This is a genomic window from Coprococcus aceti, from assembly GCF_025567285.1.
Classification (GTDB): domain Bacteria; phylum Bacillota; class Clostridia; order Lachnospirales; family Lachnospiraceae; genus Coprococcus; species Coprococcus aceti.
In genome coordinates, this window is the sequence record NZ_JAOQJT010000001.1 from 336,033 (window position 1) to 352,068 (window position 16,036).

Genomic DNA, 16,036 nt, shown 5'->3' on the forward strand with positions numbered 1-16,036 from the left:
CATGGATATGGCAGATAAAAATATGATCCTTTCGGCTGATGCAGAGGAAAAACTCCTCAAGCCGATTGATGAATATGTTGGAAAGATACAGGCTCAGATCGATGAACTTCGAGTTGATGGATCTGACAAGGTTCGTAGTTTGAAGAACCATATAGCTATCGCAAAGGAAGATAAGAATTTATCAAAGGAAGAAAAGGATAGCATAATCGCAAAGGATAAGGCAGCCCTGGAGAAGGCAAAGGCAGTTGAGGCAGCCAATAAGGATAAGGTTGCAAAGCTTATCGCTGACGCAGAGGGATACCTTAAGGAGCATTATGACAGCGAGTACTACAGCAAAGTAGTGGCAAGCTGCGAGACTGAGAAGGCAGCAGAAAATGAGTCCTATGAGAGAGTAAAGGCAACACTCAAGACAGAGCATGAGCAGACACTTGCAAAACTCTCTGATCCGGAGGAGATCAAGGACGAGAAATATGTATACAAGAACAAGCTCTTTGATGCACAGATGACACATGAGTCAAGACTTCAGGAGATTAAGGACAGAAAGCATGATGCATTTTCACACAAGTATCATCTGATAGATCTCCTTAGAATGTCCAAGTACACATTCATGCAGAGCAGAGCACAGAAATTTGAGAATTACAAGTACACATTCAACACAACACAGTTCCTTTACAAGAACGGTCTGTATATAGTAATCGTGTTGATATTCATTGCACTTTGTATCATCACTCCAATTGTGAAGAACACACAGCTCCTCACAGTTACCAATATACTGAACATACTTCAGCAGGCATCACCTAGAATGTTCCTGGCACTCGGCGTTGCGGGACTTATCCTCCTGACCGGTACCGATCTTTCGATTGGACGTATGGTTGGTATGGGTATGGTTACAGCTACCATTATCATGCACAATGGTGCAAATACAGGTGGTGTGTTTGGACACATATTTGATTTCTCAAGTATGCCGGTTGTAGGAAAAGCACTATTTGCACTTGTTGCATGTATTATCCTCACAACAGTATTTTCAAGTATTGCAGGTTTCTTCATGGCGAAGTACAAGATGCATCCGTTCATTTCAACAATGGCGAACATGCTGATCATCTTCGGACTTGTAACATATGCGACAAAGGGTGTTTCGTTTGGTGCTATTGATTCAGCAATACCAAATATGTTCATCCCAACAATAGGAAACTTCCCAACTATTATCATTTGGGCAGTAGTTGCAATCGTAGTAGTATGGTTCATCTGGAACAAGACTACATTTGGTAAGAATCTGTACGCTGTAGGTGGAAACCCAGAGGCAGCAGCAGTTTCAGGTATATCAGTTTTCAAGGTAACACTTGGCGCATTCATCCTTGCCGGTATCCTTTACGGATTCGGATCATGGCTTGAGTGTAACAGAATGGTTGGTTCAGGTAGTGCAGCTTATGGACAGGGCTGGGATATGGACGCCATAGCAGCCTGCGTTGTTGGTGGTGTTTCATTCACAGGTGGTATCGGTAAGATCTCCGGTGTTGTAACTGGTGTTCTTATCTTCACATCACTTACCTACTCACTTACCATTCTTGGTATTGATACAAACCTTCAGTTCATATTCGAAGGTATCATCATCCTTGCCGCTGTAACTCTTGACTGTCTCAAGTATGTACAGAAGAAGTAAGGAACAACAAATTTAACTCTCACAAAACCTTTATATAAAAAGCCGCTCGGATCGTCTACAGGATGGATTGAGCGGTTTTTTTCATAAGGAGGGGCCCGCATAAGCGGGAGGATTCCTTGTGAAGTGCACGAAGTGCACGCATGACGCAAGGCATGTGGATTGGCGGACGCCTTCTGTGCGGCTGTGCTAACGGAAGCTGTATCTGCCCGGCTGATGATGGCTGCATTTATATACTGTGGCATCACGTTCCCCTTCCCTCACTTCAGCTTGCTTTTATCTGCACACTGCTTTGACCGCGATAAGGGCAATGCGGTCTCCGCAGTGGCAAAAAGCGCTGAAGCTCAGTCGTGTTCACTATCGATGTCGCAGTATATAAATGCAGCCATGCATGCAGCCGGGCAGATACAGCTGTTCGTGGTGGAAGGAGAAGAAATTATCAGTCGCGTCTAGCTATCGATTAGGTGGCATGCATAAAAGTGGCAGGCGCATGCAAGGAAGGCTGGGCTGTGGAGATATTTATATATTGTAAAATCTTGGGCCAGTGTTCCGCTTCCTTCGCTCTATTTTCCTGCAAGGGTTATATGTGGGGGGGAGTTACAATTTTATCCTACAGCAGCTATTTTGTTGGAGATAGAGAAAATATTCCAGATTACGGGAGGGCAAGATGTTCAGCCGGAAACAAGCTGGATCCTCAGCTGGAAACAGGCAAGGTTTCGAGTCACGGACAGGTGAGGAAAATTTCTTGACGGTATAGATGAAGAAATAATAATAAAAGTACAGATATTCTCTGCGGTATTTGATATAATTACACTGCTGGAAAAGACCGGTGAACCGGGTGGCATTTGATATATAGAAAGGATTTCTGTTAGATGGATAAATACAAGGTTATCCTTGTCGATGACGAGGAAGAGGTTATAGATGTTATAGAGAGAAAGATCCACTGGGATATGCTCGGATTTGATGTTGTGGGCAGTGCCAACAACGGTGTTAAGGCTCTTGAACTGGTGGAGAAGCTGCAGCCGGATGTGGTCATAACGGACATCAAGATGCCATACATGGACGGCCTCGAACTGTCCAGGAGACTTAACAATGATTATCAGAATATACACATCATCATATTTACAGGATTTGATGAGTTTGAGTATGCCAAGGAGGCAGTGCACCTTGAGATAGAGGAGTACATGCTCAAGCCTATAAATGCCTTAGAACTTTCAGACTGCCTGAAGAGGGTCAAGAACTCTCTGGACAAGGAGAGGGAGGAAAAGCTGAATGTGGAAAAGCTTGCAAATTATTTCAATGCATCTCTGCCTGTTCTTCAGACAAATCTGTTTGTATCCCTGATAGAGGGCAGAGTGAGCGAGTCGGATTATGAGAAATTCCTTGCAGCATACCAGATCGATATGAAGGGACCGCTTTATTGCTGCGCGGTTTTTCATACATCGGAGCATCACGTTCCAGATGGAATGAACCCACTTCTGTTGTCAATGTCGGTGGAACAGCAGATCAAGGACAGAATTGCTGATACATGGACATGCCAGGTGTTTACATACTTGGGCAACACAGTGCTAATCATCGAGATAGCCTCGGAGGATGCCATGTCAGAGCTGACGGATGCCTGTGACAGATTCTGCAGATGGGCTTACCGAGTCATGGGCGCCGTGGTGACTGCCGGTATTGGCAGAGTGTGCGACAGTCTTCTGAATATCAACAATTCGTATGAGGGTGCCAGGGAAGCTGTATCATACAGGGTTTTATACGGAACCCAGAGGGCTATAAATATTGCTGAGATCGCACCGAAGGAGCAGAAGGCAGCAGTACAGTATGAAGATGCAAATATGCATGAGCTTATCAAGTCAATATATCTTGGCAAAAGAGATGCCATTGAGGGCGCAGTACATGATGAGATAGAGAAGCTGCACAGATCTGCACAGACCATGAACAGGTACAAGCTGACGCTCATGGAGATGGTAGGAACATTCTACAGATTCTGCGCAAATAATTTTATAGATTTTGACAATTTTTCAGGTGGAATCAGTAACCCATATGAGAAGGTTCCGGAGATGGATGAAGTCACACTCACAGCATGGCTCATAGACACATCTATGGCGATCAGCGAGGAATTGAAAAATGCCAGAAATAACACATCCAGAAGAATGGTAACGGATGCCCAGAATATGATAGTTGGCAGGTATATGGAGCCCGATCTGTCGCTGGATACGGTGTGCTCAGAGCTTGGTGTGTCCAATTCGTATTTTTCATCGGTGTTCAAGAAGGAGACAGGCAAGTCATTTATCTCGTATCTGACGGATTACAGGATGGATCACGCAGCCAATCTCATACTTGAGACAAATGAGAAAAGCTATAAGATAGCAGAGCAGGTGGGATATCAGGATGCAAATTACTTCAGCTACGTGTTCAAGAAGAGATTTGGAATGTCGCCATCAAAGTACAGAACTGAACATACGGGGAATAAGTAGAGCAGAGAAAGTATAAGGGGAGTAGAATTGTTTTGAAGATTAGAGAGAAAAAGGATGCTCAGGGCAAAATGCAGAAAAATAAATATTCTCTGCGCACGAGGCTGCGAGGCTGGTTTCATCATGGCAGATTTATAGGATTTGACATACAGTCAATAATAATGGCGGTGCTCACAGGACTGACGATAACCACAACTGTTGTTATGGGATTTCTTATTTACAATAGATTCAAGCTTGCGATAAAGCAGACTGCAGTGTCAAATGCAGAAAGCATGATAGAGAGTACTGTGGATAAAGTGGATACAGACCTGGCAGGCATTAGACAGATATCTAATGGAGTGAATTATAACATTATCCAGGAATATGACATCTCCAGTCAGGAGTTCAGCAGACAGTTCAGCCTTTTATATGAGGTGAATGTTGACAAAGTGCAGAGTATGGCGTTGTACGACAATTCCGGTAAGCTTGTTGCTGCGGAGCCGGTTGCAGTGCAGAAGGATAAGGTTAATGTCGAGGAACAGGAATGGTACAAGAATGCATCTGAAGATATAGAGAATATGCACTTTTCTACACCTCATATACAAGATCTGTTTCAAGATGGCGCCAACAGGTATTATTGGGTCATATCCCTCAGCCGTTCTGTTGATATCAATGATGGAGATAAGCCGGTAAACGGCGTGCTTCTGATAGATATGAAGTATTCCGTGATCGAGGAGGCTCTTTCAAGGATCAATGATTCTTCAAGTGAGACTTATTATTATCTGTGCAACCGTGACGGAGATATCATATACCATCCGCGAAGAGCAGAGATAGACAGAGGCTTTTTCACAGAGGAAAGTACAGAGGCAGCGGTATACGATGACGGTACATATGAGATCAAGATGACGGGTGGCACAGAAAATGTTGTTGTCAGCAGTATAGCCTACACTGGATGGAAGATCATAGGAGTTGTCCCGGAAAGTGTTCAGACTGCCAGCATCAATCAGTACAGATATTACATCATAACTACGGTTGTGATATTGCTTATGATGCTCTTGTGGGTGAACAGGATCATAACAAAGAAAATCTCAAAGCCTATACTTAAGCTGAATGAATCAGTAAAGTCATATGAGACAGGTGGAACCACGGATATATATATTGGAGGATCTTCCGAGATAAGACATCTGGGATATTCGGTCAAGAAATCCTATGAGCAGATAGAGATTCTGATGCAGGAGATAATCAGACAGCAGAATGAGCGGAGAAAGAGTGAGATGGATGCGCTCCAGAGTCAGATCAATCCGCATTTCCTATATAATACACTGGAGTCCATAACATGGATGGTGGAGGCGAACAGAAATACAGATGCAGTATTTATGATATCTGAGCTTGCAAAGCTGCTGAGGATAAGTCTGTCAAAGGGCAGAACTGTCATAAGGATAGCGGACGAGATCCAGCACAGCACGAGTTACATGAACATACAGAAGGTAAGATATAAAGAAAGATTTGCTACAGAATTTATCATAGACGAAGAGATAAATGATTATTGTACAGTTAAACTTATCGTGCAGCCGATCCTGGAAAATGCAATATACTACGGTGTGGGCAACATGGATGAGGACGATGGCGGCAAGATAACTGTCCGCGGTGAGAAGAAGGGCAATGACATCTACATTTCAGTTGAGGATAATGGCATGGGTATGTCGGAGGATGTTGTCCGGAACATCCTTGTGGACAACAATAAGGTGCCAAAGCATGGCTCCGGAGTGGGTGTTATCAATGTTCACTCCAGGATAAAGCTGATGTTTGGCAGCGAATATGGATTAAAGGTTTACAGTGAGCCGGACGAGGGAACAAAGGTTGTCATTCACATTCCAGCCATTCCTTACACGGAGGAGAACAGAGAGAGACTTGAGAGGCAGGATTTTGGAAGGGGGATGGTGACAGATGAAGAAGAGTAAGATAACCTTTCTGATCGCGGAGCTGTTTCTGGTGGTTATAGCCGGATTCTTTATACACCAGATATTCCGGGAAAATGTGCCTCAGAAAAGAGTAGCGGTCATACTTTCAAATTCCGGTGATAAGAGGTGGGATGGACTTATAAATGGACTAAAACAATCAGCAAATGTCAATGATGTCCATCTTATCATATGCAACACCGATGATATCGAGTCAGCCCAGGATGAGAAGGAACTCATAGATGAACAGCTTGAAAATGATGTAGATGCATTCATAATTTGTCCTGCACCGGGCGAGGATACATCGGATATGCTGGGACAGCTTGGCGATGTACCATTTGTACTTATAACCCAGGATGCATACAGTGAAGATGGCGCCTCGGGATTTGTCACGATAAAACCTGATAACTACAAGATAGGATATACCCTTGGAGAACAGATCAGGGCAAATGATGCGGACGGACTCCGTGGCAAAAGCATAGGCATTATAACCGGATATTCCCAGACAGAGGGAAGTGTGAGCGGAAAAGCAGGACTTATGGATGCGATAGAAGGAACCGGATGCGAGGTGAGCTGGGTGTACAGCCGATGTGGCAATCAGAACATATGTGACATTGTGGATATTCTGGGAAAGGTGGACTACATGGTTGTGATGGACACATATGCGATCGATGAGATAGGAGAGAATGCGGATAACGGTATGTACAATGGCGCCCAGATATATGGAATGGGGACCAGCGTAAAATCTGTGGCGCTGCTTGATGCGGGCAAGATAAAGTGCCTTGTTATTCCGGATGGATACGGTGTTGGCTATGCCAGTGTGACAGAGGTAGTAAAGGGTCTGAACAGCAGATTGTATACGATGAAGAGTCGGGAGGAGGGCATAAAGATAATATACAGTGACGATTTGTTCTCCGATGATGTAGAGAGGTTTTTATATTCATATGAGTAGACAGAAACGAAGAAAAATATATGTGCTTTTGCTGGCAGCTGCGATGATAGTCTCGCTTATGGGCTGCGGCAGCAGCAATAAAAAATCAAACAAAACCATGAGAGTCGGGGTGGTCACTTATACAGCAGATGATCCATTCATAAATGCCATGATTGAAAAGGTGAAATCTCAGCTTAAGACTATGGAGACCACAAACATGAATGTGATAGTATCGGTGAGAAGTGGTGATAATGATCAGCGTGAGCAGGATGAGATAGTTGATGAGATGATAGATGCAGGCTGCGATGTGCTGTGTGTAAATCTTGTAGACAGAACCGCACCGGCAAATATTATCAAGTCAGCAAGGCAGAGTGATATACCAGTGATCTTTTTCAACAGAGAGCCGGTGCGTGATGACCTGATGCAGTGGGAAAAGCTCTACTATGTTGGCTGTGACGCAAAAGAATCCGGTGATATGCAGGGGGAGATTGCGGCAAATTATATAAAGAAGCACAGCGAAGTGGATCGCAACGGTGATGGCAAGATACAGTATGTTCTTCTGGAGGGGGAGGCCGGACATCAGGATGCCATAAGCAGAACCGACTGTTCGGTGAAGACCATCATGGATAAGGGAGTGGATCTTGAGAAGCTCAGTTATCAGTTTGCAGACTGGAACAGAGGTCAGGCGGAGAACAGAATGACTCAGCTTATAAGTCAGTATGGCAGTCAGATAGAGCTTGTCATATCCAACAATGATGAGATGGCACTGGGCGCAGTTGAGGCGTACGATAACTCAAGTATAAGCCGGGACAAATGGCCTGTGATCTTTGGAATAGACGGACTTGATGATGCTCTCCAGGCGATAAAGCAGGGAAACATGCAGGGAACAGTTTACAATGACAAGGAGGCCCAGGCGGGAGAGATAGCGCGGTTGGCAGTTGATCTCTTCAAGGGAAACAGCATTGATGGTCATAATCTTGACGAGGGCAAATATTACGTGTCGCCTTACTGGAAGGTCGATGTTGACAGCGTGGATGATTTCCTGCACAGATAAGGGTAACCGACTGATACATGAATAAAGAATCGTGAATTAAAAGCATATATAATTGGATAAGATCTGTCTGGAAAAATTATCAAGAACTAATGTAGAGATACAGATCCAATTATATATTCGGGAAGGATGCATATGGAAAATAGCTGGATAGAAGAATTTTACGGAGAGACGGATGCGGATAAGAGACTTGAACTGCTGGAAAATAACAGCACGGATATGGATGGTGACAGCGCCGGTTCGTCTACTGCCTTCCGTCAGAGATTGTGGACGGCGAGATATGGCAAGAGAAAGCCGAAGAATGATGCATTTGTGGGCTGCCTTATGGAGCTCAAATACATATCGGAGGGCGGTTCTGTTGACATCGGAGGTCAGAAAAAGAAACAGGCAGTGGAGATTATAAGCAAGCTCTGCCTGTTCGACGCAGACAGGAGAAGTGCCGAGGAACAGGAGATATTGCTATATGAACTCAAGAATGCGTTTCTCAAGTTCATCGAGGTGAGCAGAGGCGGCAGAGGTTTCACATCCATAGCATTTGGTATGGGGCAGCTCTCGGATGAGGGCGTGGCGAAGAAGATCGCAGATCAGATAAGCTCCATCGCATTTGACGCGCCGCATATGCTGCACATGGACAAGGAATTTGCCATACTTCAGAGCGCAGCACTGGCGGCATTCAGGCAGGAGTATCCGAACAGGGAGCATTTCTTAAGAAAATGATAGCATAGACGGAATGGCTATGTGTGAACAGATCAAAAGACCATCATGTATTTAGTGTTAAAATGCATGATGGTCTTATCTATTGTGCCTGTTTTGGCGTTATCTCATGAATGTATGGATTCGAAGATAGAATAAGTATCATCAGAATCCCTGGTGTTCATAAATATCACTTCATCCCTTGTCTTTATCATGATGATGGGATAACTGTCTGCGTATACATACAGCTCACATTTGCCGTAGGTGCTGCTCTTGAAATGGCCGATCAGGTATTCATCGGTGGCACCTCCGTTGATACGGACAAAATCATCGTCTGGCAGTTCATCCAGAAGCTGAACCTCCTCGATGTCATCAAAATATATCTCCGATGAGTATATGGCAGCAGACACAGTGAGTTTGTTGGAGTCAAGATGAGTGTCAATATGCACGTTTATGAATGGCACAAGCACGCCTATCGTCCAGACAATGCAGGCGGTGATAAGGATATATGTAAGTCCTGTAAAAATCTTTGCGCTCCTGGTGGCATAGTTAAATGTATAATTTCCACTTTGCAATCTGTTCTGAACCAGCACATGCGGGTCGGAAGGATTGTAGTAATATCCGGTTTTCCAGTATTCGTCGTCATCCACGTAGAGAGGCTGGGTGTCGGCGGTCAAGAGTTCACGTTTTCTGCTTTGTGCCATGAGGAGAGGTGCAAACAATCCGATGGCAGCAAGAGTCTGGACAAATATATAGACATAGAGTGCGGAGCTGCACAGCGAGACATCTACAAGCGCACCCTTGAAATTTAGGATATCAGAAAGCGAAATTTGCCGGGACTTACTGGCTGATGATATGCAATGAATCAGGGTGTCAATAGTGATATATACCCATGCGACAGCATTTGTTGCCGAAAGAATCAGCATTGCAAGTCCCTTGTATATCTTCATGGTTCTATTGACGGTCTGGTTGAGCTGGGTATCCGAGCTGTACACAGTTCGCTCGTGTCGGTTTACATATATGTGGAATATCATGGATGTAAGTGACATCAGGACGGAGCAGAGTCCCATTATTATCATTGTGGTTGATATGACCGCACTTTTCCCTATCGCAAATGGTACTAGGCAAATGAGCTCTACAAGGATTATTATTCCATGATAATTGAAACTGATCTCACTTTTGCCGATCTGGGTTGACACATTTGTATCAATGTAACGTTTTCTTCTTTGATCAGGGACCACCCAGTCATTTTTCATCTTTAGGGCATACATTTTCCTGTGCGCAGAGTTGTTTGCATATGTTATAAGGAAACAGAATGCGATCATCCAGACAGTGTATGCCAGTATGAATATAATGATCTCCCAGAATACGACAAAGCACAGGGCTGTTCCAAGGATGAGATTTATCCAGATAATCCGGTTCATCTTACGTCTGGCAGCAGCAACAATATTCAGGATGGTTTCGTCTTCAATGTGTTCCTTTGGAATGTGGACACCCAGGAGCATTCCCTCGGTATACGAATAATTACTTGTATATACGAACTTCATTATGAGCAGTATGAAGAAGTTCATAAACAGGAAGATGATAAATAATGCTATGCTCATATGTTGCTCCTTTCTAGTAATTTAAGTGGATATTTGGATTGGAGAAGACTTCATTTTGGAATATACTTCATCGCATAACTTGAGAAAATCTTCCCGGTTCATCCCGGTTATGCTTGCCTCGGCGGACAGAAGTTCCAACTCTGACTCCAGCTTGTCACGGAACTCGGCGTTCATATTGATATTTTCTGATACAAATGCTCCAAGCCTTCTGTCAGTTCTGATATATCCCTCATTTTTTAGTATCTGGTATGTCTTATTCACAGTCATTGTGTTCACGCCGGCATCCGCCGCAAGCTGTCTTACAGTGGGAAGCTTTTCGCCTGGCTGTATCTCGCCTTTGCCGATTCCCTTTACTATCTGATTGCGCAGCTGTACGTATATGGGTGTGTCACTACTCATGTCAAGCTCTATGATCATGTGGTGGCCCTCCTTCTTGTATTACCTGTATTATAATATATAATACAGATTCCGCGATAAGTCAACTATGAGAAATCGCCGTATAAATAAAAATCATCCGTGAGCAAGTTGATTACCCACAGATGATCCTTATATCTTGTGAAATTTTATTTTTGTGTAGCTGATTTTTGCAGTTCCAATAATCGTTCATTTGAAATGATTTTTTCGGAAAAAGACTTTCTGATCAATTCAAAATCTGCTCCATTTGAAAAAAGACTGAGTATATTTTTCTCATCTTCCAGTCTTTTGAGTTTTTGAGATGGGGTTTCTTCCACTGTACCACCCATGATACTCACCATCCTTTCCTCATATTCATTGCCATCCGCAATATGTTTAATGATCCTGTTTATATAATTCATTATATCCAAAAGTTCTTCCGGTGACAATTCATTATTCTGGTAAAGTTTTGTAAGTTCGGTTCTAAAATATAACAGATCAGATAATGCAGAATCGATATTGCCCTTATTGCAGATTTCATTCTCATATCTCGTTATGTAAAATGGAATATAAGGAAACAGTCTATCAGAAATCATGTCTTCCTTGGAAATGTCCTTTAGCAAGATATTTTTACAATCATAATTTACGGATTCCCCATTTGGAAATTTCAATGAGATCTCTGTATATAAAGGAGTATGTTCACTGCTCTTAATATATACAACTACATATGCAGGCATATTTAGAATAACCCTTCCGTTTTCCCAAACGGCATTATTCCGAGCAGACAGAAAAGCATATTCGGCAATTCTGATCGCCATGGTGCCATCTTCATAGCTCTGGCATTCAATCAGGTAGGTATCACCACAAATACTCATCAATAGATCGGATTCACGTTCCTCGATTTTGTCAGTATCTGGGTTTTCGATATAACTGTCAGTAGGTAAGATTGTTGGAACAATATTCAATGGATATGATTTGTTAAATGCTTTGTTGATCAGTGATATAAACAGACGCTTGTGATTGTATTTTAGAGTCTTGAAAATATCATCGTAGTCATTGTTATTTTTAGGCATATACTTCCTCCTGTGTAAGATTGTTCCGGCCGGTAGGCACACTTTATAGCAATAAAAACAGGAAGTCAATAGATTTAGGCAAATGCGCTTATAAAGCGCAAAAATGACGCTCAGAGTGGAATTATCGAGGAAAAATGGGGGTGATTTTACATTTGGTAAAATGGTTTTTGAAAGAAATACTATTTGAGAAAAATAGAAATGCAGTTACAAAAAGGCTGATGATGTGAGTATCAGCCATTTTATAACTAAAAACATTTATTTTGGATGGGTCGCATCAACTTTGTTTACATAATCTTTTAATACCAGATTTATATATTGGCTGAAAGATCTGTCATCATTTTCGGCCAGTTGTTTTATTCTTTCTACTAGATCTTCATCGAGAGTAATACTTACTTTATTCTTTAATGGTTTCATTCAATCACCTGCCTTTTTTGTAATATAGCATTGAGGTGTACTTTATATTGAAAAGTAGGATAAAGTATGATAAGGTAGGATAAAACGAAAGCGAAAATAATATACTTTTAAGGAGGGGAGAATATGTCTGAAATGGGAACCAAAGTTGCAGCAGAATTATGGGGAGTAACCCAAAGACGAGTTCAAGACTTTTGTAGAAATACAAATGATCCACGGATAACTCAGGACAAAAAGGGTTCACCATATCATATACCGGTTAATTACCCGAATCCATTTAAAGAAAAATAATAGGAGGAATCACAAATGAGAAGATTTATAAAAAAGCAATGTATAATTATGGCTACCTTATGTATGGCAGTGGGGGTAGTCGGATGTGGAGGTAGCAATAGCGGTAATGATGCAAAATCCGCTACTCAGGCTACAGTACAAGAAAATAAGGATGAAGCAAAAACTGTGTATAAAGAGTTGAATGATGCTGTAGAAAAGAGTACCGATGTGGCAGATGGTATTATAACTGTTTGGTATTATGGTATTTATGATGCTGATGATGGTGAGGGAAATGGGGAGGTATTCATAAATGATTTATGTGCCAAGTTAGGGGTAGATACTCAAACATTTATTGATATAAATAACAAAAATAACTTTTTTGAGGTTAGGCAAGGATTTGATGGATTATATCGTGTAAGAGTAGACTCATTTTCAAATGTTGTTAATTGTTATATAGAGTGTCGTAAAAACGATGGAACATATGATGATATAAGTAAGATGCTGGATGATGCAAAGAACAGTATAAAGAATATACCAGAGTCAGCGTCATATTATTCAAAATTAAAAGAATACTATGTTGAGGCAAACAGTTTCTATGAGTTCTGTTTAAGTCCAACAGGTAATTATGATGATGCAGGAAATAAGGTTGAGGAATTTAGGTCGAAATGTCAGGGATATGAGTCAGATTTATCTTTTGATTTAGAATAAAATATCATTTAAAGTTATGCATAACCCACTTGTGAAATTCAATTGAGCAAGTGGGTTATTTTCGATTCATATCGTTTTCAATTGCATTATTGGTCTTGATGTGATATTTGTACAGATAAGGACGAGGTGTTAAAACTCATGAGCGTATTGACGCAGGATGAGAGATTTGAATAGGCTCAGGCTAACGGAAACAAATGAGAAACTGAACATATCAGTGGAGGAAGTCCAGAAGATAGCCGACACACTATAGGAGATGAAAAACATGCAGGTACACACACTTATATCTTCGGAAAATGGTCCGATCATCCTCTGGGTCATGTACCCACACAGGGGAGATGAACTGGAGCACACAGCGGATTCTATCAGAGAACTGGTGGGAGAAGAACTGTTTACACTTGTTGCGATACAGATAGATGACTGGAACAGGGATCTCTCACCGTGGAGATCGGATGAGGTCGATGGATCATTTGCCGGAGAGGCGGGACGGACACTGGATTATATAGAACATCAGGTCATACCGCAGTTGGATATTCAAAGCCGGGCGAACAGACCTCTTTATATTATGGGATATTCGCTTGCCGGGCTTTTTGCACTTTGGGCAATGTATCAGACTGATATATTTGCCGGGTGTGCCACATGTTCAGGTTCAATGTGGTATCCGGGATTTGTGGAATATGTAAACAGCCAGCCAACACTAGCGAATAAACAAATATACATCAGCCTCGGCGGCAAGGAATCGCGGACATCCGACAGGCTGATGTCAACTGTTGCGGATCGGACAAAGGAGATTTGCGACCTGCTGAAGAAGGACAACGATGTGATATATGAGATAAATCCAGGTGGGCATTTTGCCGATTCCGGGAAGAGGCTGGCGAAGGCTGTGAAGTGGATAGAGAAGGCAAAAGGATAACAAAAAGCACAGGAGAGCACATATATACAATCGTTCACTGGCAGAACGATACGAGGCATAACATATACCGGATAGATATATATTTTTATCGGAATAGATGATAATATATGGGGCAGACATATGGAGTAGATAGATTAATGGCAGACACGATCCGGTAAGTATATGCAGCGAAAAATCAGATCGTGGTAAGCTGGAAAGAAGGGCAACATGGGTAAACAGACAAAGAAAAAGAAAAGCACAGGAGCAGCAAAGGAGATATTTGCAAAGCCCCCAGGAAGGCTCGGCAAATGGAATGCGATAGCATTTGCAGTGCTTGTTGTGGGAGAGCTTATATACTATTATGCGGCAACACCGGCGATCAATATACAGAGTACAAGTTTCTGGGTATGGATGGTCATTTCAGTTGCGCTTGTTGGCTTTTGTACGCTTGATTTCACGGTGGAGAGTAATGATACCAGAAGTGTCGCAACGAAAGCAACGAAACCGGCAGCATGGATAGTAGTAATAATGATAGCGGTCGGACTCATTATGGTGGCGGCGTCATCCAAACTGTTTTGTGCATCAAAGTATGCAAGTCTCATCAATATAGAGGATGGAGATTTCCAGACAGATATCCCGGAGAGCAGGCAGATAAATGACATTGCGCTGATGGATACAAGCACAGCGAGGATCATAGGTGAGAGAGCCGTCGGTTCACTCTCGGATGTGGTCAGCCAGTACGAGGTCAGCGGCAATTACAGCACTATAGATTATAATGGCGCGCCGATGAAAGTCGCAGCACTCAATTATGCGGGCTTCATCAAATATATGAACAACAGGAAGAACGGAATCCCGGGTTATGTTCTTGTCGATCCGGTAAAGAATGAGGCACACTATATACAGACTGAAAAGCCTATAGTGTATTCACCTTCAGCGTATTTCAACAAGAACCTGTACAGACATGTCCAGATGGCTTATCCGACATATATATTTGAAGGTTTCTATCTGGAGCTCAGTGACGATGGCAATCCATATTACATCTGTCCGGTTCTTGAGTCGCATGCAGGACTCTTCGGTGCAAAGGATGTAAAGGGCGTGGTTATATGCGATCCGTGTACGGGCGATACAGAGTATCATGAAGTCAGTGATGTTCCACACTGGGTGGACCGTGTATATGATGGCGACCTGGTGTGCCAGAAATACGACTGGTACGGCGAACTCTCAGGCGGCTACTGGAACAGCGTATTTGGCAATAAGGGCTGCAAGAGGACTACGGATGATTATGGTTACAAGGTTATGGACGGCGATGTGTGGGTATATACAGGTGTCACATCGGTAAATGGTGACGAGTCCAACATAGGATTTGCTCTGATGAATCTCCGGACAGGAGAGAGCAAATATTATAAGGTGGCAGGTGCAGAGGAATACTCAGCCATGTCATCGGCAGAGGGACAGGTACAGCATCTTGGTTATAAGGCATCCTTCCCATCACTCATCAATATCAGCGGAATACCAACCTACATCATGGTCTTAAAGGACAACGGTGGCCTGGTAAAGATGTATGCACTTGTCGATGTGGAGAAGTACAATATTGTAGCTACAGGCACTACCCAGAAGGACGCACTTGCGGCATACAACAAGCTGCTGGCAGAGAACGGACTTAAGAGTACGCAGAGCATGACGGACGATATACCAAACAGACAGATCACGGTAGCTGATATCAAATATATCAACATGGATGAGACGACATATGTGTATATCACGGATGAAAATGGCAATGTATACAAGCAGGATTTCTCAGAGAACGAGGAACTGATATTTATACAGAGCGGGGATAAAATAAAAGTATTTTATCAGGAATCAGACAACGGCATAAATGACATAATATCTGTTGAGAGATAGATTTATTCACTAAATAAAAGCTCTCCCTGTGATAAACAGG

The 16,036-nt window shown here is 42.7% G+C and carries 15 protein-coding genes; 11 read left to right on the forward strand and 4 right to left on the reverse strand.

The features are described from left to right. The first annotated feature begins 7 nt into the window (after window positions 1–7). From OCV54_RS01535 to OCV54_RS01565, 7 genes are all read left to right on the forward strand, one after another. The gene (locus tag OCV54_RS01535; protein ID WP_022217415.1) at window positions 8–1,660 is read left to right on the forward strand and encodes a galactose/methyl galactoside ABC transporter permease MglC; all 1,653 of its coding nucleotides are present in this window, start codon (window positions 8–10) and stop codon (window positions 1,658–1,660) included. A 506-nt stretch (window positions 1,661–2,166) separates the two neighbouring features. Beyond that, on the forward strand, window positions 2,167–2,406 hold the full coding sequence (locus OCV54_RS01540; protein WP_156327886.1) for a hypothetical protein: 240 nt from the start codon (window positions 2,167–2,169) through the stop codon (window positions 2,404–2,406). 123 nt (window positions 2,407–2,529) lie between these two features. Next, a complete protein-coding gene (locus OCV54_RS01545) occupies window positions 2,530–4,137 on the forward strand; it encodes a response regulator (protein WP_055222389.1) in 1,608 nt (535 codons plus the stop codon). 32 nt (window positions 4,138–4,169) lie between these two features. After that, on the forward strand, window positions 4,170–6,074 hold the full coding sequence (locus OCV54_RS01550) for a cache domain-containing sensor histidine kinase (RefSeq protein ID WP_330377921.1): 1,905 nt from the start codon (window positions 4,170–4,172) through the stop codon (window positions 6,072–6,074). Further along, entirely contained in the window at window positions 6,061–7,023 is a 963-nt protein-coding gene (locus tag OCV54_RS01555; protein ID WP_015534391.1) for a substrate-binding domain-containing protein, read from the forward strand. The genes OCV54_RS01550 and OCV54_RS01555 overlap by 14 nt, the downstream gene beginning before the upstream one ends. Then, window positions 7,016–8,056 (forward strand): galactose ABC transporter substrate-binding protein, encoded by a 1,041-nt coding sequence (locus OCV54_RS01560; protein ID WP_055222390.1) that lies wholly within the window; start codon window positions 7,016–7,018, stop codon window positions 8,054–8,056. The genes OCV54_RS01555 and OCV54_RS01560 overlap by 8 nt, the downstream gene beginning before the upstream one ends. 132 nt (window positions 8,057–8,188) lie before the next feature. Then, the gene (locus tag OCV54_RS01565) at window positions 8,189–8,770 is read left to right on the forward strand and encodes a DUF6553 family protein (protein WP_055222391.1); all 582 of its coding nucleotides are present in this window, start codon (window positions 8,189–8,191) and stop codon (window positions 8,768–8,770) included. A gap of 104 nt (window positions 8,771–8,874) precedes the next feature. Here OCV54_RS01565 and OCV54_RS01570 read toward each other — a convergent pair whose 3' ends face one another. The 4 genes from OCV54_RS01570 to OCV54_RS01585 all read right to left on the reverse strand — a co-directional run bounded on the left by OCV54_RS01570 (window position 8,875) and on the right by OCV54_RS01585 (window position 12,230). Then, complete coding sequence (locus OCV54_RS01570) at window positions 8,875–10,350, reverse strand: PH domain-containing protein (protein WP_055222392.1); 1,476 nt, start codon at window positions 10,348–10,350, stop codon at window positions 8,875–8,877. A 21-nt stretch (window positions 10,351–10,371) separates the two neighbouring features. Next, window positions 10,372–10,767 carry a GntR family transcriptional regulator gene (locus OCV54_RS01575; protein WP_055222393.1) on the reverse strand — a complete coding sequence of 132 codons (396 nt, stop codon included), beginning with the start codon at window positions 10,765–10,767 and terminating at the stop codon, window positions 10,372–10,374. 146 nt (window positions 10,768–10,913) lie between these two features. Further along, a complete protein-coding gene (locus OCV54_RS01580; protein WP_055222394.1) occupies window positions 10,914–11,816 on the reverse strand; it encodes an RpnC/YadD family protein in 903 nt (300 codons plus the stop codon). 255 nt (window positions 11,817–12,071) lie between these two features. Further along, window positions 12,072–12,230, reverse strand: coding sequence for a CopG family antitoxin (locus OCV54_RS01585; protein ID WP_055222395.1), 159 nt, complete (start codon window positions 12,228–12,230; stop codon window positions 12,072–12,074). Between the two features lie 123 nt (window positions 12,231–12,353). Here OCV54_RS01585 and OCV54_RS01590 point away from each other — a divergent pair, with 123 nt between their 5' ends. The 4 genes from OCV54_RS01590 to OCV54_RS01605 all read left to right on the forward strand — a co-directional run bounded on the left by OCV54_RS01590 (window position 12,354) and on the right by OCV54_RS01605 (window position 15,996). Then, the gene (locus OCV54_RS01590) at window positions 12,354–12,518 is read left to right on the forward strand and encodes a helix-turn-helix domain-containing protein (RefSeq protein ID WP_118649502.1); all 165 of its coding nucleotides are present in this window, start codon (window positions 12,354–12,356) and stop codon (window positions 12,516–12,518) included. 15 nt (window positions 12,519–12,533) lie between these two features. Further along, complete coding sequence (locus OCV54_RS01595; RefSeq protein ID WP_055222396.1) at window positions 12,534–13,205, forward strand: hypothetical protein; 672 nt, start codon at window positions 12,534–12,536, stop codon at window positions 13,203–13,205. A 262-nt stretch (window positions 13,206–13,467) separates the two neighbouring features. Next, window positions 13,468–14,115 carry an alpha/beta hydrolase gene (locus tag OCV54_RS01600; protein WP_055222397.1) on the forward strand — a complete coding sequence of 216 codons (648 nt, stop codon included), beginning with the start codon at window positions 13,468–13,470 and terminating at the stop codon, window positions 14,113–14,115. A 207-nt stretch (window positions 14,116–14,322) separates the two neighbouring features. Next, window positions 14,323–15,996 carry a hypothetical protein gene (locus OCV54_RS01605; RefSeq protein ID WP_022217424.1) on the forward strand — a complete coding sequence of 558 codons (1,674 nt, stop codon included), beginning with the start codon at window positions 14,323–14,325 and terminating at the stop codon, window positions 15,994–15,996. Window positions 15,997–16,036 lie beyond the last annotated feature (40 nt).